The organism is Streptomyces sp. NPDC001858 (assembly GCF_053594615.1).
In genome coordinates this window covers 370,504-393,067 of sequence record NZ_JBSFEV010000003.1, presented here as the reverse complement: position 1 = coordinate 393,067, position 22,564 = coordinate 370,504, and the positions used below count along the sequence as shown (strand labels likewise).

Sequence of the window (22,564 nt, the reverse complement as noted above, 5' to 3'; positions counted from 1 at the left end):
CGGATCACCCGGTCCGGCGCGGGAAACACCCCTTGCCACACCCTCTGGAACAGCAAAGAAGGAGCGCCAAGATGGCCGCCACTCAGGAAGAGATCGTCGCCGGTCTTGCCGACATCGTGAACGAGATCGCCGGCATCCCGGTTGAGGACGTCCAGCTGGACAAGTCCTTCACCGACGACCTGGACGTCGACTCGCTGTCCATGGTCGAGGTCGTCGTCGCCGCCGAAGAGCGCTTCGACGTCAAGATCCCGGACGAGGACGTCAAGAACCTCAAGACCGTCGGCGACGCGACGAACTACATCCTCAAGAACCAGGCCTGATCCACCGGCCCTGGGCTGAACTGCCCCGCCACCCGGCGGTGGCGCCGCTCTCCCCGCACCTGCGGGGGTAGTCCTCCTCGCAACGTTGGAGAAAGAATCCGTGAGCCCGACCAATCGCACCGTGGTCGTCACCGGTATCGGCGCAACAACACCGCTGGGTGGCGACGCAGCCTCTACCTGGGAGGGTCTCGTCGCCGGCAAGTCCGGTGTCAAGGCCCTGGAGCAGGACTGGGCGGCCGACCAGGCCGTCCGGATCGCGGCCCCGATCGCCGTGGAGCCTCTCGAGGTCATCCCCCGGCCGCAGGCCCGCAAGCTGGACCGCTCGGCGCAGTTCGCGCTGATCGCCGCCCAGGAGGCCTGGAAGGACGCCGGCTTCAGCGGCAAGGCCGGTGAGGACGGCAGCGACGGCCTGGTCGACCCCGACCGGCTCGGCGCGGTCATCGCCTCCGGCATCGGCGGCGTGACCACCCTCCTCGAGCAGTACGACGTGATGAAGGAGAAGGGCGTCCGCCGCGTCTCCCCGCACACCGTGCCGATGCTGATGCCGAACAGCCCGTCCGCCAACGTGGGCCTGCTGGTGGGCGCCCGCGCAGGCGTGCACACTCCGGTCTCGGCGTGCGCGTCGGGCGCGGAGGCCATCGGCTACGCCATCGAGATGATCCGCACCGGCCGCGCCGACGTCGTCATCGCCGGTGGCACGGAGGCGGCGATCCACCCGCTGCCCATCGCCGCGTTCGGCAACATGATGGCGATGTCCAAGAACAACGAGAACCCGCAGGGCGCCTCGCGTCCCTACGACGTCTCCCGCGACGGCTTCGTCATGGGCGAGGGCGCCGGCGTGATCGTCCTGGAGTCCGCGGAGCACGCGGCCCGGCGGGGCGCCCATGTCTACGCCGAGGCCGTCGGACAGGGCATCTCCGCCGACAGCCACGACATCGTGCAGCCGGAGCCCGAGGGCCGCGGCATCTCGCACGCGCTGCAGCACCTGCTGGACAACACCGACCTGAACCCGGCGGAGATCGTGCACGTCAACGCGCACGCCACGTCGACGCCGGCCGGTGACATCGCCGAACTGAAGGCGCTGCGCAAGGTCTTCGGCGACGACGCGGACCACATGGCCGTCTCGGCGACCAAGTCGATGACCGGTCACCTGCTGGGCGGCGCGGGCGGCGTCGAGACCGTGGCGACGGTCCTCGCGCTGTACCACCGGATCGCTCCGCCGACCATCAACGTCGAGAACCTCGACCCCGAGGCCGAGGCGAACGCGGACATCGTCCGCGGGGAGGCGCGCAAGTTGCCCGTCGAGGGCCGGATCGCGGCCCTCAACGACTCGTTCGGGTTCGGTGGGCACAACGTGGTACTGGCGTTCCGGACGGTCTGAGAACACCGTTAGCCGAATGTGGCCCGGACTCCCTGTGGGAGTCCGGGCCACATTTGCGTCTGCACGTCGGTGGGGGCTGGTCGCGCCCCGCGGCGGAGCCGCATATCGATACAGCCCCGCGCCCCTAAACGACCTGGTGCAACCAGCGCACCGGGGCTCCCTCACCTGCGTAGCGGAAGGGCTCCAGTTCGTCGTCCCAGGGCTTGCCGAGGAGTTTGGAGAGTTCGGCTTCCAGGTCCGTCTCGCCGCGCCGACTGCGGAGCAGCGCCGCGCGCAGCCGGTCCTCGGGGATCAGGATGTCGCCGTGGATTCCGGTGACGGCGTGGAAGATGCCGAGGTCGGGGGTGCAACTGTAGCGCTCGCCCTCGGCGGTCGCGCAGGGCTCGGCGGTGACCTCGAAGCGGAGCATCTGCCAGCCGCGCAGCGCGGAGGCGAGCTTGGAGGCGGTGCCGGCCTGGCCCTTGAAGGAGAACTCCGAGCGCCAGGTGCCGGGCGCGGCGGGCTGCCGGATCCAGTCGAGGCTGACGCGCGTGCCGAGCACCCCGGCGACGGCCCACTCGACGTGCGGGCACAGCGCGCGCGGCGCGGAGTGCACGTACAGAACTCCACGTGTCGTCACCGGGACCTCCGGGCAGAGCGGGACAGTCTTGCAGGCCGGCATGGCTGCGGTGGCAGGCAGCCGCGTTGATGGCGAGGCTACCGTGCGGCGGCGCAAGGAGTGTGACGTACCGTCGCTCCCGGTGCCGTGAACCACCGCCATTCACTCGGCAGGACGCCTGGAGTGGCGTGAAGCGTTCCATCTTGTGGGTGTGATTCGCCGGGAACTCCCGCGCGTTGTCATTACGGGGGCGTTGATCGAGGAGCGAGGGGACACCGGCGGATGCGGAAACGGAAACGGCACGCGCGGGCCGTGCTCGCGGGCACGACGGCGGCCGTCCTGGGCCTGGCCGGCTGCGACGCGCTGGGGGGCGGCGACGACCCGGGGGCTTCGGAGACCCAGGCCCGGCAGGCGAAGCCGTCCGCGTCGCCGACCCCGCTGTGGGACTCCACGCCGGACTCGGTAGCGGCGGTGGGCGACTCCATCACGCGTGGCTTCGACGCGTGTACGGTCCTCGCGGACTGTCCGGAGGCGTCCTGGGCGACGGGCAGCAGCACCGAGGTGAACAGTCTCGCGGTGCGGCTGCTGGGCGCGGCGAAGGCGGCCACGCACAGCTGGAACTACGCGGCGACCGGGGCGCGGATGGCGGACGTGCCGGGGCAGCTGGCGCAGGCGGCGGCCGAGAAACCGCAGTTGGTCACGGTGATGGCGGGCGCGAACGACGCCTGCCGCGCGTCGACGGAGGCGATGACGCCGGTGGCGGACTTCCGGGCGCAGTTCGAGGACGCGCTGGGCACGCTGCGCCGCGCGCTGCCGAAGACGCAGGTGTATGTGGCGAGCGTGCCGAACCTGAAGCGCCTGTGGTCGCAGGGGCGGACGAACGCGCTGGGCAAGGCCGTGTGGAAGCTGGGCATCTGTCCGTCGATGCTGGCCGACGCGGACGCGCTGGACTCGGCGGCGACCCTGCGGCGGGAGACCGTGCAGAAGCGGGTGGAGGACTACAACACGGTGCTGAAGAAGGTCTGCGCGAAGGACGTGCGGTGCCGGTTCGACGGCGGCGCGGTGTACGACTTCCGATTCGGCACCGACCAGTTGAGCCACTGGGACTGGTTCCACCCGAGCAAGGACGGACAGGCGCGGCTCGCGGAGATGGCGTATCGCGGAGTCACCGCGAAGGCTTCCTGACCAGGGCCTGCTCTAGAGTTTTGCTCATGAGCGAACACTTCGGAACACTTTCCGACGGCACCCCGGTGCACCGCTGGACCCTGGAGCGGGCGGGCACCCGGGTGCGGGTGCTGTCGTACGGCGGGATCGTGCAGTCCGTCGAGGTCCCGGACCGGGACGGACACGCGGCGAACGTGGTGTTGGGGTTCGCGGACCTGGACGGCTATCTCGCGCACCCGGAGCCCTATCTCGGCGCGTTGATCGGCCGGTACGCCAACCGGATCGCGCACGCCCGCTTCCCGCTGGACGGCGTGACGTACGCGCTGGAGCCCAACAACGCGCCCAATTCCCTGCACGGCGGGTCGCGCGGTTTCGACAAGCGGGTGTGGGAGGTGCGGCCGGTCGAGCACGGGCTGCGGCTGAGCCGGGTCGCCGCGCACGGCGAGGAGGGCTTCCCGGGCCGGCTGGAGGTCTCGGCGACCTACACGCTGGACGCATCGGGGGCGCTGCGGCTCGCCTATCGGGCGGTCACGGACGCGCCGACGGTGGTGAACCTGACCAATCACAGCTACTTCAACCTGGGCGGGCCCGGGACCGGCAGCGCGGGCGGTCACGAGCTGCGGCTGGCCGCCTCCCGGTACACGCCGGTGGACGCCGATCTGATCCCCACGGGTGAGCTGGCGCCGGTGGCGGACGGCCGCTTCGACTTCCGTGCGGCCCGCAAGGTCGGCGCCGGCTACGACCACAACTTCGTGCTCGACAAGGGCGTCACGGACACGCCGGTCGAGGTGGCCGAGCTGCACGATCCGGCGTCCGGGCGGGTGCTGACGGTGGCGACGACCGAGCCGGGGCTGCAGCTGTACACCGCCGATCACCTGGGCGAGCCGTTCGTGCCGGGCGAGGGGATCGCGCTGGAGACGCAGGGCTTCCCCGACTCCCCGAACCGGCCGGAGTTCCCGAGCACCGTGCTGCGGCCGGGCGCGGAGTACCGGTCGGAGACGGTGTACGGCTTCTCGCTGCGGTAGCGCTCCGCTGGGGGTGCCGCGACGTGCCGCGATGTGCCGTCGGTTCGCTGCGGCGCCGTCGTGGCTGGTCGCGCAGTTCCCCGCGCCCCTTCGGGGCGCTGCCGAACCGCTGCCGAATGAGGAAAGATGTTGCCCCGGTCCGGGGGTCAGGTCCCGGACCGGGGCTGTTCGTGGGGCGACAGACGCCAGGTCACACGGTAATCGTCGCGGTGATTCTGCGGTCGGCGATCGAGCGGCCCACCTGGATTTCGTACGAACCCTTCACAAAGAGCCAGCGGTGATCCGCCTCGTCCCACACCTCGAAGGCGCGCTGCGGGAGGTCCACGGTGACCTCGACGCTCTCCCCCGGGCCGGCCTCGACGGCGGCGAAGCCGGCCAGCCAGCGGGCCGGGCGCTCGGGCGTCGCGGTCGGTGTAGTCGGTGCGAGGTAGACCTGCACGACCTCGCGGCCCGCGCGCTCGCCGCTGTTGCGCAGCCGCACCTTGACCGTGGAGCCCGTGGTCGCGACCGACTCGTAGGTCCAGTCGGTGTAGCCGAGGCCGTGGCCGAAGGGGTAGGCCGGGGTGCGGTGCGCCTTCTCCCAGGCGCGGTAGCCGATGAAGACGCCCTCGGTGTAGGGGAGTTCGCCGTCGGTGGGGGTGACCTCGGTGACGGGCGCGTCGGCGAGGGAGCCCCAGGTGGTGGGGAGCCGGCCGCCGGGTTCATGGGCGCCGGTCAGGACGTCCGCCAGCGCCGCTCCGCCTTCCTGGCCGGGGAACCAGGTGAGCAGGACGGCCGCGACGTCCTCGCGCCACGGCAGCTCCACCGGGGAACCCGCGTTGACGACCACGACGGTGTTGGGGTTGGCGGCGGCGACGGCGCGCACCAGGTCGTCCTGCCGGCCGGGGAGGCGCAGGTCCTTGCGGTCGAAGCCCTCGGACTCGACGCGGTCGGTGGTGGCGACCACGACGACGGCCGTGTCCGCGGCCCGCGCCGCCTCGGCGGCCTCGGCGATCAGCTCGTCGGGGTCGCGCTGCGGGCCCTGGTGGGCCAGGGCGAAGGAGATGACCTTGAAGGGGATGTCCCCGGGCAGCGCGAAGACATGGGTGAGGGAGACCTCGACGGGTTCGCCGGCGGTCAGTTCGGCCCGGCCGCGGGGGGTCGGGGCGCCGAAGAACGCCTCGAAGGGGTCGGTGGTGTCGGCGGGGAGCTGGTCGTCGTCGAAGTACGTCGTGCCGGCGACGGTGAGGGTGAAGGCGCCGGTGCCCTTGATGCCGAAGGTGTGCGAGCCGCTCTCGCGCGGGGTGAAGGTGCCGGTCAGCTCGATGGTGTGGAGGTTGTCGTGGGTGACGCCCGCGGGGAGGTCGGAGCCCATCCACTGGATCAGGCCGCCCGGCGCGGAGGCGGCGCCGATGATCTCTCCGGCCGCGTCCCGGCAGACCGTCCGCAGCTCGAAGCCCTTGCCGGCGACCGCGAGTTCGGTGGTGGGGTCGGCGCCCACCGCGTAGCTGAGAGCGCCTTCGGGCAGGGCCGCGGTCAGGCCGTCCAGCGGGGAGACCGTGCGGGCCGGGAAGACGGTGGCCGAGCCGCCGCCGAGGACGCGGGCGTCGCGGGCGGCGGCGCCGATGAGGGCGACCGTGCCGGGCCTGAGCGGGAGCGCGCCCGCCTCGTTGCGGACCAGGACGAAGGAGCGGCGGGCCAGTTCGCGGGCCAGGGCCTCGCCGTCGACCGGGGCGGGGAGCGCGGTGACGGCCGGTTCGACGTCCGCGAGGACGCCGACGCGGGCGGCCAGGCGCAGGACGCGGCGTACGGCGTCGTCGACCTCGGACTCGTCGAGGCGGCCGTCGCGTACCGCCTGGGCGAGTGCGGGGCCGTAGACGGTCTTGGGGCCGGGCATGGCCACGTCCAGGCCGCCGCGGAGCGCGCCCACGGTGTCGCGGGCGGCCATCCAGTCGGAGACGTTGAAGCCGTCGAAGCCCCATTCGCCGCGCAGGACCTCGTTGACGAGCCGGCGGTGCTCGGTCATGGTCGTGCCGTCGACCTTGTTGTAGGCGGTCATGACGCCCCAGGGGCGGGCGTGGGCGACGATGGCCTCGAAGGGCGCGAGATACAGCTCGCGCAGGGCGCGCTCGGAGACGCGGTTGTCCACGGTGAAGCGGTCGGTCTCGGCGTCGTTGGCCACGAAGTGCTTGACGGTGGTGCCGACGCCGCCGGACTGGACGCCTTTCACATAGCCCGCGCCGATCACGCCGGTGAGGTACGGGTCCTCGCTGCAGGCCTCGAAGTGGCGGCCGCCGAGCGGGGAGCGGTGCAGGTTGACCGTGGGGGCGAGCAGCACGTGGACGCCCTTGCGGCGGGCCTCCTGGGCGAGCAGGACGCCCGCGCGGCGGGCGAGGTCCGGGTCCCAGGCGGCGGCGAGGGCGGTCGGGGAGGGCAGGGCGACGGACGGGTCGTCCGCGGTCCAGCGCACGCCCCGGACGCCGATGGGGCCGTCGGACATGACGAGGGAGCTCAGGCCGATCTCGGGCAGTGCGGGCAGCGACCACACGTCCTGGCCGGCCAGCAGTCGGGTCTTGGCATCCAGGTCGAGCTTGCCGAGAGCACTCTCGACGGCCGCTTCCCGACCCTCCTCGGTTCCCGCCATGCGGTGCCTCCTCGTTGAGTGACGTGACACGCCCGGCCGTGCCGGTGCGACGCCTTCCGTCGCGCGTCTCCGTCCTGCATCTCCATTCTGCACGACTACCTGTAGAGCGGTAGGTTTCGTTATCTATCCGTTACATTTAATGCCCCGGATGCCGCTACGGTGACGACATGAGTGCACGAGCCAGGAGTCAGGAGCGGCGGGCCGAGATCGTTCGGGCGGCCCTGGAGGTGATCGCCGAACGCGGTTACCGGGGGGCGAGCCTGGCGGCGGTGGCCGAGCGGGTCGGGCTGACCCAGCAGGGACTGCTGCACCACTTCCCGACGAAGGACACGCTGCTGGTGGCGGTGCTCCAGGAGCGCGACCAGTGGGACGCCGTGCCGGACACCGGGTGGCGGACGGAGCTGCTGGTCTCGCTGGTCGAGTACAACGCGATGCGGCCGGCCATCGTCCAGACCTTCGCGGCGCTGCTCGGCGAGAGCGTCACGGACGGGCATCCCGCGCGGGACTACTTCACCGAGCGCTACGCCCAGGTCCGGGCCAACATGGCGGCGGTGCTGCGCGCCGAGTACGGCGACCGCCTCCCCAACGGCCTCACCCCGGAGCGCACGGCCCCGCTGCTGGTGGCGGTGATGGACGGCCTGCAGTACCAGTGGCTGCTGGACCCGGAGTCGGTGGACATGCCGGGCGCGTTCCGCGACTTCCTGCACTTGCTGGGCGAGGCGCCGACCGGGTCCTAGCCGCCGTCGTTCCGGTGCGGCGCCGTCGTGGCTGGTCGCGCCCGCGCGGCGGAGCCGCATATGTCAGCGCCCCGCGCCCCTAAAGGGGCGCTGCCGAACCGTAGCCGACTTCGCCCGACCCACTCAGGTCCGCGATGCCGTGTGCCATGGCGTAGACCACTGCTGTCACGGGATACTTCCGCCGTCCCACGCCCACGCTCTCCCCCACAGCGACGGAAGGCCTCAACCCCCGTGCATTCCATACGAGTTCGCGTCGGTCTCCTCGGTCTGGCCCTGTTGGCCGGGCTATCCTCCCCCACCGCCCCCACCGCCCCCACCGCCACCACCGCGGCCGAGACGGCGCCCGCGCCCACCGTCGAGGAACAGCGGCTGGCGGGCGCCGTTCCTCAGGAGATCCTCGCCCGGTCCGGGTTCGACGCGGTGGCTCCGCGGTTCGCCCGGCTGTTGCAGGCCTCGCACTCCTATGCGCAGGCCCGGCGGATCGTCGACCGCGAGGGCACTGCCCTGTGGCGGCGGGCGGTGGACCGGGTGCAGGGGCGCGGTCCGGCCGGCGGGGACCTCAGCCGGGACGACGACCGGCCGCTGTACTGGGCGCGGCTCGGCATGACGAGCCAAGTGCGCACCTGGGAGCCCGGGTTCACGGTCACCGACCGCCAACGGACCGCGCTGCTCGACGCCTTGGAGCGCACCTCGCGCGGCCAGAGCGACCTCCGCTACCCGGCGCACGCCAAGGGGCTCAAGCGCGTCCTGGTCACCGGCTTCGATCCGTTCACCCTGGACCGGGACATCCGGATCTCCAACCCGTCCGGGGCCACCGCGCTCGCCCTCGACGGCACGGTGATCGACACCACGGACGGGCCGGCACGGGTGGAGACGGCCGTCTTCCCGGTGCGCTGGCAGGACTTCGCGGAGGGGACGGTGGAGCGCACCCTGCGGCCGTATCTGCCGCACGTCGACCTGTTCGCGACCGTCAGCCAGGGCCGCGTCGGCCGGTTCGACGTGGAGCGCACCAACGGGGCCTGGCGCGGCGGCTTCCCCGACAACGACACCATCGGGCGGACGGAGACGATCCCGGTCGCCGACCCCGCCTCGCAGCCGCAGTGGACGACCACGACCCTGCCGTACCCGGCGATCGTGGCGGCGGACACCGGGCGGTTCCCGGTCTACGACAACACGAGCGTCACGGAGATCCCGGCCGGCGGCACGGCCGCGGTGGTGCGGCCGGACGGGCCGACGGAGGGGTCGACCGCGCGGGCCGGGGGCGGCGGGAACTACCTCTCCAACGAAATCGCCTACCGGGCCACCCTGCTGCGCGACCGGCTGGGCCTGCGCAGCCTGCCGGGCGGGCATGTGCACACGCCGGTCCTGCAGTTCGGGGCCGGCAACACCACCGAGGTGACCGATGCGGAGTTCGTGCGCAACCGGCTGGACATCGTCGCCCAGGTGCGGGCGATCCTGACCGTGGCGGTCAGTGCGACGGAGCGAACGCGAGGCTGACGCCCAGGCCCGCCAGGACCGAGCCGATGACCTTGTTGAGGACCTTCTGACCGCGCAGCATCAGCGTGCGCATCCGGTCCTGGGAGAAGAAGACGGCGACCACACCGAACCACAGCAGGTGGGCCAGCGACATGAACAGGCCGTAGCCGACCTGCTGATGGGCCGGGGTGCCGGGGCTGACGACCTGGGAGAACGTCGAGACGACGAACAGGGTCGTCTTGGGGTTGAGGACGTTGGTGAGGAAGCCGGTGCGCAGCGCGGCGAGCGGGGTCAGTTCGGTCTTCCCGGTCAGATCGATCTCGACCTCGCCGCGGGTGCGGAAGGTGCGCACGCCGATGTAGACGAGGTAGGCGGCGCCGACCAGCTTGATGACCGTGAACAGGAACGTCGAGGACGCGATCAGCAGGCCCACGCCGAGCATCGTGTACGTGACGTGCACGAGGACGCCCGCGGCGACTCCGGTGGCCGCGAACAGTCCCGTACGGCGGCCGTAGAGATAGCTGTTGCGGACGATCATCGCGAAGTCGGCGCCGGGGGCGATGACGGCCAGCACGGTGATGAGGGCGACGGCGAGCAGCTCGGTCATGACGTGACGTCCTCCGACTCGGGTGCGACCGCTTCCTCTTTCTCGCGGATCTCCTCGCCGAGCAGTTCGCGGGCCAGCAGGGTGGCGCCGGCGACCGCGCCCGGCATCAGGAACACCGCGACGAAAGGGACCAGGAAGGCCAGGCCCAGGGGTGTGCCGAAGCCCCAGATCAGGGCCTTGCGGGAGCGGAACAGGGCGAGTCGGGCGCGCAGGCCGACGTCCCGGCGCTGGAGGGCGACGGCGGCGAGTTCCTCGGTGAGGAAGAAGCCGGTGACGAAGAACCCGATCACCGGGACGACGGTCTGGCCGACGACCGGGATGAAGCCGAGGGCGAACAGCAGCACCGCCCACACCAGGGCCCGGGCCAGGATCCGCAGGCTGTCGCGGGCGGAGATCCACAGTTCGCGCCAGAGCGGCAGCCGGGACTCCGGGGCGGCGCCGTCGGGCGAGACGTCCCGGTCGACCGTCTCGGAGAGGCTCTCGTAGAACGGCTGCCCGATGAGCAGGGTGACCGCGGTGAAGGTGAGGACGGCCAGCAGGAGGCCGAGGGCGAACAGCACGACGGTCAGGAAGCCGCGGAACAGGCCCAGCCAGGGGCTCGACCAGTCGTCGGCGAACGGCGTCGCCCAGCCGACGAAGTCCTCGCCCCACACCGCGAGCGCCACCAGCGCCGCCGCGTAGAGGACGAACGTGATCAGGCCGGGAACGAGCCCGAACCCGTACTGCTTGCCGTGCCGGGCCACCCACCGCTGGCCCTTCAGGAGGTACGTGAACCCCAGCCCTAGATCGTGCATGCCCGAACCCTATCGGTCGTGCTCGAACAGCTCTCCTAGGCCATCCGGGGTATCGGTGACACCAACACCCTCTTGTTGCAGTTGAGTCGAACAGGTACACCTCGCCGTACCGCTCTTCGGAAGCAACGATCTCGGCAAGTCCTCCAGGAGGTACACGTGCGCACCACGAGCACCTGCCCTGCCCGACCTGTTCTGATCAGCGCCCTCGCCCTCGCCGCGACGGGCTCTCTCCTGCTCACCCCCCACCCCGCCGACGCCGACCCGAAACCCGTCACCCGGGAGGGTGCCGCCGGTTCCGCCCTCGACCGCACGGCCGCCGCCGCCCCGCAGAGCGCGGCCCAACGCGCCCTGACCGCACCGGCGGCGGAGAAGACCGGCGTGCGCGGCTACCCGCGCAGACAGCTTCTCGCCGCCGATCCCGAGAACCCCGCCGACAAGTCCCTCAAGCTCGGTCTCACCCCGTACCACGCCATCGCCCCGAAGCTGAACGCCCTCCAGGCGCTCGGCGACCGGGTGAGCGTGGAGGTCGCGGGGCGGTCGGCGGGCGGGCACCGGCTCTATCTGGTCACGGTCACCGCCCCGGAGACCGCCCGTCAGGCGCAGGCCCAGGAACGGATGCGCGAGCTCATCGAGAACGCGCCCGTGACGGCGGCCCGGAGCAAGGAGATCAAGGCCGGCTACAAGGCCCCGGTCTTCTTCAACAACAACATCCACGGCAACGAGTGGGAGGGCACCGACGCCTCCCTCGCCCTCGTCGAGCGCCTCGCCACCGCGAACGACGCGCGGACGAAGGACTTACTCGCGCACAGCCGCCTCTACTTCAACATCACGGCCAATCCGGACGGCCGGATCGCCGGAACCCGGGCGAACGCCAACGGCTTCGACCTCAACCGGGACTTCGTCACCGCCTCGCAGCCCGAGGCGCGCGCGATGCGGCAGATCGAGATCGACAAGCAGCCCGCCGTCATGCTGGACCTGCACGGCTATGTCAACGGCACCCTGATCGAGCCGACCACCCCGCCGCACGGCGAGAACTACGAGTACGACCTCTTCCTGAAGAACACCTACGCCAACGCGCTCGGCATGGAGGCCGCCGTCAACGGCCTCGGCTACACGCCCGCGAAGGACGGCGTGCAGCCCGCCCAGATCCCGTTCCGGGACCAGGAGGAGGGCTGGGACGACTGGCCCCCGATCTTCACCCCGCAGTACGCGGCCTTCCACGGCACGGTCGCCGCGCACACGGTGGAGATCCCGCTGGCCGTCAACAACTCCGCCTACAACACGCTGCCGGTGACGGAGCTGCGCCGGCGGTCCGCGATCAACGTGGAGGTGGCGGGGGCGGCCCTGCGCGCCACCCTCGACTTCGTGCGGACCCACCGCGCCGCGCTGGTCGCCGACCAGATCGAGGTGTTCCGGCGCGGCTCCGCCGGCGCGGCGCAGCTGCCGGTGTCGGCGCAGACCGTGCCGGGGGTGCCGGGCATCGGCCCGGAGGACGTCTACACGACGGCCTTCCCGCGCGCCTACGTCATCCCGGCCGGTAAGACGTCCGCCGCCCGGCTCGTCGACCATCTGCTCGCCAACGACGTCCGGGTCACCCGCGCCACGCGCGCGTTCCGGCTCGGCGGGCGGACGTATCCGAAGGGCTCCTACGTCGTCGACCTGCACCAGCCCAAGCGGGGCATGGCGAACGTGCTGCTCGCCGACGGGCGGGACATCAGCGACAAGGTGTCGGTGATGTACGACATCTCGGGCTGGAGTCTGGGGCGGCTCTGGGGCGCCGAGGCAGTGCCGGTGACCGGCGGCGGTCTGGCGGGGCTCGGCCTGCGGCCCGTCTCCGCCGCGGCCCCGGTCGCCGCCGTCGCCCCGCGCGGCGATCTGCGGCTGCGGCTCGACGACCCGAACGCCGTGGCCGCCCTCAACTCCCTGCTGCGGCAAGGGGTTCCGGTACGGCGGGCCGCGGACGGCAGTGTCGTCGTGCCCGCGTCGGCGCGCGGCCGGGCCGCTGTCGTGGCACGCGCGTACGACGTCTCGTTCACGGCCGCGGGACCCACCGGCGCGACGACCGCGCTGCGTCCGGTGCGGGTCGCCGCCGCCGTCACCCCGGGCGAGCTGTTCGCGCTGCGGGAGATGGGCTTCGACGTCACACCCGTCTCCACGGCCGTGCTCAACGCGGGCTTCGACTGGTCGTCGGTGGATGTGCTGTTCGTGTCCGCCGGGCTCGACCGGGCCGCTCTCGGCGTATCCGCCCGCAACGCCCTGGACGCCTTCCTGGCCGGTCACGGTCTGGTCGGCCGGGGCCTCGGCGGAGCCAAGGTCGGCACCGGCGCGGGGCTCCTCGACGTCACGGCCGTCGAGGGCAACGGGAACGCCAACGGCGTGGTACGGGTGGTGAGTTCGAGCGGTGCGGTGACGGCCGGCGCACCCGATCACAGCTTCGTCTACGCACCGGTCTGGTTCACCGGGCTCGGCTCCGGGGTGCGCGTCGAGCAGTCGTACGCCACCGGGAACCCGCTCGTCTCCGGCCACTGGCGGGCCCTGGCCGACGGCTCGGGCGGCCCCGCCGCCGCGGCCGGCCGGCCTTCGGTCGTGAGCGGGCCGCATGCCGTCCTGTTCGGCACGGAACCGCTCTTCCGGGACCATCCGAAGGGCGCGTTCCCGCAGGTCGCACAGGCGTTGATCACCATGGCACACGCAAGCAGCGGGCTGGTTGAGGAGAACGGATGACTCGATTGACTCGGACGACCAAGGAGATCCACGGCACCGTCGCCGACGGATTCGACGCGGTGCGGGAGGAGTTCGCCGCGTTCGTGGCGGAGGAGACGGCACAACGGCCCGACTACGAAGGCCAGTTGTGCGCGTATGTGCACGGCCGACGGGTCGTCGACCTGTGGGCTCCCGGCGACGACGCCGACTCCCCCGACTTCCCCGATGCCGCTGACTCCCTCTACGGCGTGTACTCGTCGACCAAGGGCGCCGCCCATCTGGTCGTCGCGCTCCTCGTCCAGGAGGGCACCCTGGAGCTGGACCGCAAAGTCACCTACTACTGGCCGGAGTTCGCCGCCGAGGGCAAGGGCGCGCTGACCCTGCGCGAACTGCTCGCCCACCGGGCGGGCGTGATCGGCACGGACGGCGGGTTCTCGTCGCAGGAGCTGGCCGACGACCGGCAGATCGCCGAACGCCTGGCCGACCAACGGCCGTTCTGGCGTCCGGGCACCGCCTTCGGCTACCACGCGCTGGTCATCGGGGCGCTCATCGGCGAGGTCGTCCGGCGGGCCACCGGCCGTACGCTCCAGGAGGTGTACGAGGAGCGGGTGCGCGCCCCGTACGGGCTGGACTTCTTCCTGGGGCTGCCCGCGGTGCACGAGCCGCGCTTCCGGGCGGCGCAGCCGATGGCGCCGACCGCCGAGCAGCGGGCGCTGCTCGACTCCCTGCCCGGCGGGCCGCACACCCTCGCCGCCGTCGCCTTCAACCGGCACACCGCCGAGCCGACCGACCTCGAACTGCTGCCGAACGACCGGCTGATCCGCGCCAAGGGGCCGGCCTCGGTGGGCGGGGTGGCCTCGGCGCGCGGGCTGGCCGGGCTGTACGCGGCGGCGATCAGCGAGGTCGACGGGAAGGCTCCGCTGCTGAAGGAGGACACGGCGGCGGAGTTCGGGCAGCTGCACTCCGTGGGGTACGACGTGGTGGCGCGCACGCACAAGTCGTACGGGCTGGGCTTCCAGGCGACCGCGGACACCTGGTACCCGTTCCTGGGCGTCGGGGCGTTCGGGCACAGTGGGGCGGGCGGCTGCCAGGCGTTCGCGGACCCGCGCAGCGGGCTCGCCTACGGCTACACGCGACGCCGGTTCGCGTTCCCGGGCGGTGCGGCGCCGGAGAACGAGCGGCTGGTCGCGGCCCTGCATCGGGCGGCCCTGGCCACCGGCTGACGACGGGCGAAGGCCGCACCCCCTGGAGAAGCATCGTCCAGGGCGTGCGGCCTTCGTCGTGCGGATCAGCGCCGGACCGGAGCCGGGTCAGAGCTTGACGATCATCTTGCCGGTGTTGTCGCCGCGCAGCACCCCGAGGAACGCCTCCAGGTTGTTCTCGATGCCCTCAACGACCGTCTCGCGGTACTTCAGCTCACCGGAGCGGACCCAGGCGCCGACCTCCGCGACGAACTGCGACTGGAGGTCGTAGTGGTCGCCGACGAGGAGGCCCTCGATGCGGCCGCGGGTGGCGATGAGACGGGCGAGGTTCTTCGGGCCGGGGGCGGGCTCGGTGTTGTTGTAGACGGAGATCATGCCGCAGATCGCGATCCGGCCGTGCAGGTTGAGGGAGCCGATGGCGGCCTCCAGGTGTTCGCCGCCGACGTTGTCGAAGTAGACGTCGATGCCGTCGGGAGCGGCGGTGCGCAGCTGCTCGGCCACGGGGCCGTTCTTGTAGTTGAAGGCCGCGTCGAAGCCGTACTCCTCGACGAGGAGCTTGACCTTGTCGTCCGAGCCGGCGGAGCCGATGACCCGGGAGGCGCCCTTGAGCTTGGCGATCTGGCCGACCTGGCTGCCGACGGCGCCGGCCGCGCCCGACACGAAGACCGAGTCGCCCTCCTTGAAGGAGGCGGTGCGCAGCAGGCCGGCGTAGGCGGTGAGGCCGGTCATGCCGAGGACGCCGAGGTAGGTGGACAGCGGCGCGGCCTCGGGGTCGACCTTGACGGCCTGCTTGGCGTCGACGGTGGCGTACTCGCGCCAGCCGCCGAAGTGCAGGACGTGGTCGCCGACGGCGATGCCCTCGGCGGCGGAGGCGACGACCTCGCCGACCGCCCCGCCCTGCATGGCCTTGCCCAGCTCGAAGGGGGCGACGTAGGACTTGGCGCTGCTCATGCGGCCGCGCATGTACGGGTCGACGGAGACGTATGCGTTGCGGACCAGTACCTCACCCGCGGCGGGCTGTCGGATCTCCGCCTCGGCCAGCTCGAAGTCCTCGGGCTTCGGCCAGCCGACGGGGCGGCTGAGCAGACGCCATTCGCGGCTGGTGGTGGGGAGGGCCGAGTCAGTCATGGGGAGGCTGCCTTTCGCATGCTTCATGCTTCACTGCAAAATACTTCAGTACCTGAAACAACCATGCCTCTGAATATTTCAGGATGTCAAGTAAAGAGGTAGGCTGAATGCATGCCGACCTCACCCGCGACCCGCCTCCCCGACCCGCTGACCATGGAGGTCGTCGAACTGATCGGCGAGGTCGTGGCCCGCTACTACGAGGACTACGAGGAGGCCGCCGCCGATCACGCCCTCACCGGGGCGCAGGCGCGGCTGCTGAGCCTGCTCTCGCTGGAGCCGCTGCCGATGCGGAAGCTGGCGAAGAAGCTGAAGTGCGAGCCGTCCAATGTGACCGGCATCGTCGACCGGCTGGAGTCCCGCGGTCTGGTCGAGCGGCGGCCCGACCCGGCCGACCGCCGGGTCAAGCTGGCGGCGGCCACGGACGAGGGGCGGCGGATCGCCAAGGGGCTGCGCGAGTCGCTGCGCTTCGCCCGGGAGCCGCTGGCGGGGCTGGAGGCCGCGGAGCGGGAGGCGCTGCGGGGGCTGCTGCAGCGCATGCTCGTGCCCGAGGGCGGCCGAGCCTAGCGGGTCCGCTGGAAGTGCCGCGATGTGCCGTCGTTCTGCTGCGGCGCCGTTGTGGCTGGTCGCGCAGTTCCCCGCGCCCCTTTGGGGCGCTGCCGAACCGCTGCCGACTCCGCCCGACCCGCTCAGTCGTTCTGGCCGTCGTCCGAGTTCGACTGTCCGTTGCCGCGTCGGCTTCCGCGGTTCGCCTGGGTCATCAGCTCGCTGATGGCCAGCACCACGGCGCTCACGCCGCGCGCCCAGCGAGGGCCGCCGCGCGCCGCCCACCAGACGCAGGCGCAGCCGCCGAGGACGAGGACGAGGAGCCCCGAGAGGACGAGCACGGTCACGCTCCTCCCCCTCCTTCCGCTGTGAACTCGTACTGCAATTCGTAGAGATGGCCGGCCTTCACCATCACGGTCACCTCGACGGGACGGTCGCCGTCGCTGTGGATCACGCGCAGTGTACGCAGCACCGGCATGCTGCTGGTGAGGCGCAGGGCCCGGTACTGGTCCTGGGTGGGCACGCGGGCCGAGACCCGGTCCGTGCTGCGGCGGGGCGGGTGGCCGAGTTCGGTCAGCAGGGCGGGAGTTCCGCCCCGGATCCGGCGGCGCTCGGCCAGCGGCGTGCCCTGCGCGAGGTCCGACGGGTAGTAGGACTCGACGAGTTCGGCGGGTTCGTCGTCCACGAGGAGTATCTGGGCGCGCAGCAGGGCGGTGCCGTCCGGCGGGAGGCCGAGGGCGGCGCGGACGTCCGCGGGCGGGCGGGTCTCGGTCACGTCGAGGAGTTCGATGCGGGCGTGCGTGCCGTGCTTGGCCGCCTCGGTGAGCCAGCGGTAGGGCGCGCCGGGGGCGGCCGGGGCCATCAGGGCGGCGGGCCGGACGGTGCGCTGGCGGTGTTCGCGGACGGTGACGGCGGCGCCCGCGCGGCCGATCACCAGGCGTTCGTCCTTGAGGAGTTGAAGGGCCTTCTGCACAGTGGCGCCGGACGCGTCGAAGCGGGCCTTGAGCTGGGCGGTGGTGGGCAGGTTGGCGCCGGGGGCGAGCTCGCCGCTCATGATGTCGTCGCGCAGATCGGCCGCGATCCGCTCGTGCAGGGATCGGCGGTCGACGGCTTCCGGTTCTGCCTTGGGCACGGTCATCCGATCCTGATCTGGTAGCGCAGCCTCTGCCGTAGGGCAGGCATCACCATACGGTCGACCTGGATCGGCCGGTCGTCGCGGTCCAGGGTGAGCCGGATCAGCCGCAGGACGGGCTCGTCGGGGGCGGTGCGCAGGGCCCGGCGCTCGTCGGCGTCCGGCATCCCGGCCGTGACGTCCTCCCGGACGAGGACGCCGACATGGCCGAGTTCGGCGAGCAGGGCGAGGGCGCCGCCGCGGATCTTGGCGGTGCCGGCCAGGCGGGTGCCGGCCGCTATGGCCGTCGGGTAGTAGGTGTCGGTGAGCTCGGTGGGCTCGTCGTCGAGGAGGATCAGCCGTCGGCGCACCACGACGGGTTCGCCTTCCGGGACCTCCAGCAGCGCCGCCACGTCGGCGGGGGCGGGCACCTCGCCGGCATGCACGATCCGCTGCGTACCCCGTCGCCCCTGGGCCGCGGCCTCGGCGGCCCAGGGGTCGCCCTGCCCCGCCCCCCGGGGCATCAGATACGGCAACGACGTGCTGACCCAATCGCTCCCACCCAAGACGTCCTCCTGTACGGCCGACCGTTCTTTCGACCCTGCCGCCCTACACGGTAGGCGACTTGACTGATCCGCCAACCGCCACCCCGAGCCACCCTCAGCCACCCTTCACTACCTTGTTGCCTTTCGCGAATAACAGTAAGGTATCGCCGCAGGACGCCCCTGAACCACCGGAGGTGGCCCCCCGTGCCCCTGACACGGCAACGTCGTTTCCCCCGCTCGCGCGCCTCCGTACGGGCCGCCCGCACCTTCGTCGAGCAGGTCCTGACGGAGTGGGGCTGCGTCGACCGGCAGGACGACATAAGACTGTGCGTCTCGGAGCTCGCCACGAACGCCCTGCTGCACGGCGTGCCCCCGGGCCGCCAGTACTGCGTGACCCTCACCCTGGACGGCCCGCTGATCCGCCTCGCCGTCCGCGACACCGGCGATCACCCGGCGCCCGCGGCCCCCCCGACCTCCGAAGCCTGCTCGGGCCGCGGCCTCCACCTGGCCCGCCATGTCTCCGACGACTTCGGCATCACGGAACACGCCATCGGCAAAACGGTCTGGACGATCTTCAAGACGGACGGCGCCCACTAGGCGCTCCGCTGGGAGTGCCGCGATGTGCCGTCGTTTTGCTGCGGCGCCGTCGGGGCTGGTCGCGCAGTTCCCCGCGCCCCTTTGGGGCGCTGCGGACCGGGGGCTTCTCCTCCGTCAGGTCTTTCTGCGGGTCGTCATGAAGCGCTGGATCAGGATGAACGCGCACAGCAGCACACCCGTGGCGATCTTCGTCCACCAGGAGCTGAGCGTGCCCTCGAACTGGATGATGCTCTTGATCAGGCCCAGGACGAGGACACCGAAGAGGGTGCCCAGGACATAGCCGGAGCCGCCGGTCAGCAGGGTGCCGCCGATGACGACCGCGGCGATCGCGTCGAGTTCCATGCCCGTCGCGTGCAGCGGGTCGCCGGACTGGATGTACAGCGTGAAGAGCAGACCGGCGAGAGCCGAGCAGAACCCGCTCACGGTGTACACGGCGATCTTCGTGCCGCCCTGCGGGAGACCCATCAGCAGCGCCGACTGCTCGTTGCCGCCGATGGCGTACACCCGGCGCCCGAAGCGCGTGTAGTGCAGGACGTAGAACGCCACGGCGAGGACGACCAGGGAGACGATCGCGCCGATCGACACGAAGCCCATCCCCAGCGACACCTGCGCCTGGGCCATGCTGCTCACCGAGGAGTCGCTGATGGAGATCGACTCCTTGCTGATGACCAGGCACAGCCCGCGGAAGAGGAACAGGCCGGCGAGGGTCACGATGAAGGGCTGGATCTCGAAGTTGTGGATCACATAACCCATCAGGAAACCGCCGAAGGCGCCCACGCCCAGCGCCAGCGGGATCACCAGCACGAGCGGCAGCCCCTGGCGCTCGACCAGCCAGGCCGTGAACATCGTCGTGAAGCCGATCACCGAGCCGACGGACAGGTCGATGCCGCCGGACAGGATGACGAAGGTGACGCCGACGGCGGCGACCAGCAGATAGCCGTTGTCGATGAACAGGTTGAGGAAGACCTGCGGTTCGGCGAACCCGTAGTACTGGTAGCGGCCGAGGCCGACGCCGTACATCACGAGGAAGAGCAGGGCCGTCGCCACGACGGGCAGCCGCCGGTCGGCCAGCAGACGCGCGGCCCTGGAGGGCGTACGGCTGTCCGGGGCGGCCGTGGGGGTCTGGGTGGTCGTGCTCATCACGACACCTCCATCTTGGGAGCGGCCTCGGTCGCCGCGGCGGCGTCCGCGGGCGGCGCGGCCGACTTGGCGTCTGCCTTCGCGCCGAACCTCGCGCCGAATCCGGCGCCGAAGACCTTGGCCCGGAACTTCGGGGACTGCAGCAGACAGACGACGATGACGACGGCGGCCTTGAAGACCAGGTTGGTCTGGGTCGGCACGCCGATGGTGTAGATCGTGGTGGTCAGCGTCTGGATGACGAGGGCGCCGACCACCGTGCCGCCGATCGAGAACCGGCCGCCCAGCAGGGAGGTGCCGCCGATCACCACGGCGAGGATCGCGTCGAGCTCGATCCACAGGCCGGCGTTGTTGCCGTCCGCCGCCGAGGTGTTGGAGCTGATCATCAGGCCCGCGATGCCCGCGCACAGCGCACAGAACGCGTACACCATGATCTTGATGCGGCGGGATCTGATGCCCACCAGTCGGCTGGCCTCGGCGTTGCCGCCGACCGACTCGACGAGCAGTCCGAGCGCGGTGCGCCGGGTCAGCACGACGGTGACGGCCACCACCACGGCCACCACGAAGATGGAGAAGGGCAGCGTCAGCCAGTAGCCGCCGCCGATCAGCTTGTACGGCTCGCTGTTGATGGTGATGATCTGGCCATCGGTGATCAGCTGGGCGACACCGCGCCCGGCGACCATGATGATCAGCGTGGCGATGATCGGCTGGATGCCCATCCGGGCGACCAGGAAGCCGTTCCACAGTCCGCAGACGACCGCGGCCAGCAGGCCCAGGCCCATCGCGAGCAGCACCCCGGACAGGGCGCCCTGGTCGGACTGGTCGCTGATGTACGAGCAGGCCAGTGCGCCGGTGATGGCGACCACCGCGCCGACCGACAGATCGATGCCGCCGGTGGCGATGACCAGGGTCATGCCGACCGCGACCAGGATGAGCGGCGATCCGAACAGCACGATCGAGACGAGGCTGCCGTAGAGGTGGCCGTCCGCCATCTTGATCGAGAAGAAGTCGGGGGTGAAGGGGACGTTGACGAGCAGCAGGAAGACGAGGACCGCTATCGGCCAGAACAGGTGATGGCGGGTCAGCGCTCGCCATCGGGTGGAGGTCGGCGTGGAGGTGGAGGTGGTCACTGGTGCTCTCCGCTCGCGATGGTCTCCAGGATCCGGCTCGTGGTGATCTCGGGCCCGTTGGCCAGCTGCGCCACCAGCCGGCGGTCGCGCAGCACTCCGATGGTGTGGCTGAGCCGGAGCACCTCTTCGAGTTCGGCCGCGATGTACAGGACGGACATGCCGTCCTCGGAGAGCGAGACGACGAGCTTCTGGATCTCCGCTTTCGCGCCGACGTCGATGCCGCGCGTCGGCTCGTCGAGGATCAGCAGCTTCGGCTGGGTGATGAGCCAGCGGGCCAGCAGCACCTTCTGCTGGTTGCCGCCGCTGAGCTGACCGACCCTGGCCTCGGGGTTCGCGGGGCGGATGTCCAGCGCCTTGATGTACTTGGCGACGAGTTCGTCGCGCTGGGCGACCGGGATGGGCCGGGTCCAGCCGCGCGAGGCCTGGAGGGCCAGGATGATGTTCTCCCGGACCGTCAGATCGGGCACCAGGCCCTCGGTCTTGCGGTTCTCGGAGCAGAACGCGACGCCGGCACCGATGGCGTCGTTCGGGGCGCTCATCGAGACCTGCTTGCCGCCGATGGTGACCTTGCCGCTGTCGGGCTGGTCGGCGCCGAAGAGCAGCCGGGCGAGTTCGGTGCGGCCCGAGCCGAGGAGGCCGGCGAGCCCGATCACCTCGCCCTTCTTGATCTCCAGGTCGAAGGGGGCGATGCCGCCGGTCCGGCCGACGCCGTCCGCCTTCAGCAGCGTCTCGCCGACGTCGGCGTGCAGTTGCTGGTCGTGGAGCTCCTCCAGCTGGTCCAGGGCCTTGCCGATCATCAGCTGGATCAGCCCGACCTGGTCGAGGTCCGCGACCAGGTGCTCGCCGACGAGCGTGCCGTTGCGCAGGACCGTCATACGGTCGCAGATCTCGTAGATCTGGTCGAGGAAGTGCGAGACGAACAGGATCGCCACGCCCTCCTCCTTGAGCTGCCGCATCAGACGGAACAGCTCCTGGACCTCGTCGCGGTCGAGACTGGACGTCGGCTCGTCCAGGACCAGCACCTTGGTGCCCGAACCCTGTCCGTCGCTGTCGCCGGTGCCCACCGACCGCACGATCGCGACGAGTTGCTGCACGGCCAGCGGGTACGAGGACAGCGGCGCGGTCACATCGATGTCGAGGCCGAGCCGGTCCACCAGCTCCGCCGCCTCCTTGCGCATCCGCTTCCACTGGATGCGGCCCATGCGGGTGGGCTCGCGCCCGATGAAGATGTTCTCCGCCACCGACAGGTTGGGGCAGAGGTTCACCTCCTGGTACACCGTGCTGATGCCGGCCTGCTGCGCCTGCAGCGGGCTGCCGAACCGCACGGACTTCCCGTCCAGGGTGATCGTGCCGCCGTCCAGGGTGTAGACCCCCGTCAGGACCTTGATGAGGGTGGACTTCCCGGCGCCGTTCTCGCCCATCAGGGCGTGGATCTCGCCGGGGAAGAGCCGGAAGTCGACGTCCGACAGAGCCCGTACCCCCGGAAACTCTTTGACTATGCCCGTCATCTCCAGGACGGGCCGCGGCTCTGCCATACCTCTCCTAGTGAGGGAGGCCACCGGCCATACCCGGTGGGTGAATTCATTGCGTGTTAGATTGATTACGCCCCGTATGGGGTCGGTTCGGGCTGGACCGCAGCTTTCGGGCTGGAAGCCCCTCACCTGGGGCGGAGTCACGGCAGTGCTCCTCGTGAGATCGAGCCGCTGCAGGCCCAGAGGGCCCGGCCGACCGAGATTTCGGTCG

General features: G+C 71.2%; 21 protein-coding genes. 10 read left to right on the top strand and 11 right to left on the bottom strand.

Features of this window, described 5'->3' with window-relative positions:
* The first annotated feature begins 71 nt into the window (after positions 1-71).
* On the top strand, positions 72-320 hold the full coding sequence (locus ACWCPF_RS06395) for an acyl carrier protein (RefSeq protein WP_351909107.1): 249 nt from the start codon (positions 72-74) through the stop codon (positions 318-320).
* A gap of 100 nt (positions 321-420) precedes the next feature.
* Positions 421-1,701: a beta-ketoacyl-[acyl-carrier-protein] synthase family protein gene (locus ACWCPF_RS06390; protein ID WP_451043797.1), complete on the top strand. Its 1,281-nt coding sequence runs from the start codon at positions 421-423 to the stop codon at positions 1,699-1,701.
* 124 nt (positions 1,702-1,825) lie between these two features.
* Here ACWCPF_RS06390 and ACWCPF_RS06385 read toward each other — a convergent pair whose 3' ends face one another.
* Positions 1,826-2,320: a DUF3145 domain-containing protein gene (locus tag ACWCPF_RS06385; RefSeq protein ID WP_451043796.1), complete on the bottom strand. Its 495-nt coding sequence runs from the start codon at positions 2,318-2,320 to the stop codon at positions 1,826-1,828.
* Between the two features lie 261 nt (positions 2,321-2,581).
* On the opposite strand from ACWCPF_RS06385, the gene ACWCPF_RS06380 reads away from it, so the two are divergent.
* Together ACWCPF_RS06380 and ACWCPF_RS06375 are read left to right on the top strand one after the other, a co-directional pair.
* Complete coding sequence (locus tag ACWCPF_RS06380) at positions 2,582-3,484, top strand: SGNH/GDSL hydrolase family protein (protein ID WP_451043795.1); 903 nt, start codon at positions 2,582-2,584, stop codon at positions 3,482-3,484.
* 26 nt (positions 3,485-3,510) lie between these two features.
* Complete coding sequence (locus ACWCPF_RS06375; protein ID WP_451043794.1) at positions 3,511-4,488, top strand: aldose epimerase family protein; 978 nt, start codon at positions 3,511-3,513, stop codon at positions 4,486-4,488.
* Between the two features lie 190 nt (positions 4,489-4,678).
* On the opposite strand, the gene ACWCPF_RS06370 is transcribed toward ACWCPF_RS06375, so the two are convergent.
* The gene (locus tag ACWCPF_RS06370; RefSeq protein WP_451043793.1) at positions 4,679-7,111 is read right to left on the bottom strand and encodes a glycoside hydrolase family 3 protein; all 2,433 of its coding nucleotides are present in this window, start codon (positions 7,109-7,111) and stop codon (positions 4,679-4,681) included.
* Between the two features lie 167 nt (positions 7,112-7,278).
* On the opposite strand from ACWCPF_RS06370, the gene ACWCPF_RS06365 reads away from it, so the two are divergent.
* Together ACWCPF_RS06365 and ACWCPF_RS06360 are read left to right on the top strand one after the other, a co-directional pair.
* Entirely contained in the window at positions 7,279-7,848 is a 570-nt protein-coding gene (locus ACWCPF_RS06365; protein WP_451043792.1) for a TetR/AcrR family transcriptional regulator, read from the top strand.
* A gap of 231 nt (positions 7,849-8,079) precedes the next feature.
* Positions 8,080-9,345, top strand: a complete 1,266-nt coding sequence (locus ACWCPF_RS06360) for a pyroglutamyl peptidase (RefSeq protein ID WP_451043791.1) — start codon at positions 8,080-8,082, stop codon at positions 9,343-9,345.
* Here ACWCPF_RS06360 and ACWCPF_RS06355 read toward each other — a convergent pair.
* Together ACWCPF_RS06355 and ACWCPF_RS06350 are read right to left on the bottom strand one after the other, a co-directional pair.
* A complete protein-coding gene (locus ACWCPF_RS06355) occupies positions 9,317-9,931 on the bottom strand; it encodes a LysE family translocator (protein WP_451043790.1) in 615 nt (204 codons plus the stop codon). The genes ACWCPF_RS06360 and ACWCPF_RS06355 overlap by 29 nt on opposite strands.
* Complete coding sequence (locus ACWCPF_RS06350) at positions 9,928-10,725, bottom strand: EI24 domain-containing protein (protein WP_451043789.1); 798 nt, start codon at positions 10,723-10,725, stop codon at positions 9,928-9,930. The genes ACWCPF_RS06355 and ACWCPF_RS06350 overlap by 4 nt, the downstream gene beginning before the upstream one ends.
* A 156-nt stretch (positions 10,726-10,881) precedes the next feature.
* Between ACWCPF_RS06350 and ACWCPF_RS06345 the strand changes: the two genes are divergently transcribed.
* Both ACWCPF_RS06345 and ACWCPF_RS06340 read left to right on the top strand, forming a co-directional pair.
* Entirely contained in the window at positions 10,882-13,449 is a 2,568-nt protein-coding gene (locus ACWCPF_RS06345; RefSeq protein WP_451043788.1) for a M14 family zinc carboxypeptidase, read from the top strand.
* Positions 13,446-14,651 (top strand): serine hydrolase domain-containing protein, encoded by a 1,206-nt coding sequence (locus tag ACWCPF_RS06340; RefSeq protein ID WP_451043787.1) that lies wholly within the window; start codon positions 13,446-13,448, stop codon positions 14,649-14,651. Before ACWCPF_RS06345 ends, ACWCPF_RS06340 begins: the two co-directional genes overlap by 4 nt.
* 87 nt (positions 14,652-14,738) lie before the next feature.
* Here the strand turns inward: ACWCPF_RS06340 and ACWCPF_RS06335 are convergent, their stop codons facing one another.
* Positions 14,739-15,758 carry an NADP-dependent oxidoreductase gene (locus tag ACWCPF_RS06335; RefSeq protein WP_451043786.1) on the bottom strand — a complete coding sequence of 340 codons (1,020 nt, stop codon included), beginning with the start codon at positions 15,756-15,758 and terminating at the stop codon, positions 14,739-14,741.
* A gap of 111 nt (positions 15,759-15,869) precedes the next feature.
* Here ACWCPF_RS06335 and ACWCPF_RS06330 point away from each other — a divergent pair, with 111 nt between their 5' ends.
* Positions 15,870-16,322, top strand: coding sequence for a MarR family winged helix-turn-helix transcriptional regulator (locus tag ACWCPF_RS06330; protein WP_451043785.1), 453 nt, complete (start codon positions 15,870-15,872; stop codon positions 16,320-16,322).
* Between the two features lie 122 nt (positions 16,323-16,444).
* Here ACWCPF_RS06330 and ACWCPF_RS06325 read toward each other — a convergent pair whose 3' ends face one another.
* From ACWCPF_RS06325 to ACWCPF_RS06315, 3 genes are read right to left on the bottom strand one after another with little or no spacing between them, the layout of a single operon-like run.
* The gene (locus ACWCPF_RS06325; protein WP_451043784.1) at positions 16,445-16,648 is read right to left on the bottom strand and encodes a hypothetical protein; all 204 of its coding nucleotides are present in this window, start codon (positions 16,646-16,648) and stop codon (positions 16,445-16,447) included.
* Positions 16,645-17,439: a GntR family transcriptional regulator gene (locus ACWCPF_RS06320; protein ID WP_451043783.1), complete on the bottom strand. Its 795-nt coding sequence runs from the start codon at positions 17,437-17,439 to the stop codon at positions 16,645-16,647. The genes ACWCPF_RS06325 and ACWCPF_RS06320 overlap by 4 nt, the downstream gene beginning before the upstream one ends.
* A complete protein-coding gene (locus tag ACWCPF_RS06315; RefSeq protein WP_451043782.1) occupies positions 17,436-17,978 on the bottom strand; it encodes a GntR family transcriptional regulator in 543 nt (180 codons plus the stop codon). Before ACWCPF_RS06315 ends, ACWCPF_RS06320 begins: the two co-directional genes overlap by 4 nt.
* Before the next feature lie 183 nt (positions 17,979-18,161).
* On the opposite strand from ACWCPF_RS06315, the gene ACWCPF_RS06310 reads away from it, so the two are divergent.
* Positions 18,162-18,554 carry an ATP-binding protein gene (locus tag ACWCPF_RS06310; protein WP_451043781.1) on the top strand — a complete coding sequence of 131 codons (393 nt, stop codon included), beginning with the start codon at positions 18,162-18,164 and terminating at the stop codon, positions 18,552-18,554.
* 114 nt (positions 18,555-18,668) lie between these two features.
* Here the strand turns inward: ACWCPF_RS06310 and yjfF are convergent, their stop codons facing one another.
* The 3 genes from yjfF to ACWCPF_RS06295 are packed head-to-tail and all read right to left on the bottom strand — an operon-like array spanning position 18,669 to position 22,356.
* Positions 18,669-19,694 carry a galactofuranose ABC transporter, permease protein YjfF gene (gene yjfF / locus ACWCPF_RS06305; protein ID WP_451043780.1) on the bottom strand — a complete coding sequence of 342 codons (1,026 nt, stop codon included), beginning with the start codon at positions 19,692-19,694 and terminating at the stop codon, positions 18,669-18,671.
* A complete protein-coding gene (locus ACWCPF_RS06300; protein WP_451043779.1) occupies positions 19,694-20,821 on the bottom strand; it encodes an ABC transporter permease in 1,128 nt (375 codons plus the stop codon). The genes yjfF and ACWCPF_RS06300 overlap by 1 nt, the downstream gene beginning before the upstream one ends.
* Entirely contained in the window at positions 20,818-22,356 is a 1,539-nt protein-coding gene (locus ACWCPF_RS06295; protein ID WP_451043778.1) for a sugar ABC transporter ATP-binding protein, read from the bottom strand. Before ACWCPF_RS06295 ends, ACWCPF_RS06300 begins: the two co-directional genes overlap by 4 nt.
* Positions 22,357-22,564 lie beyond the last annotated feature (208 nt).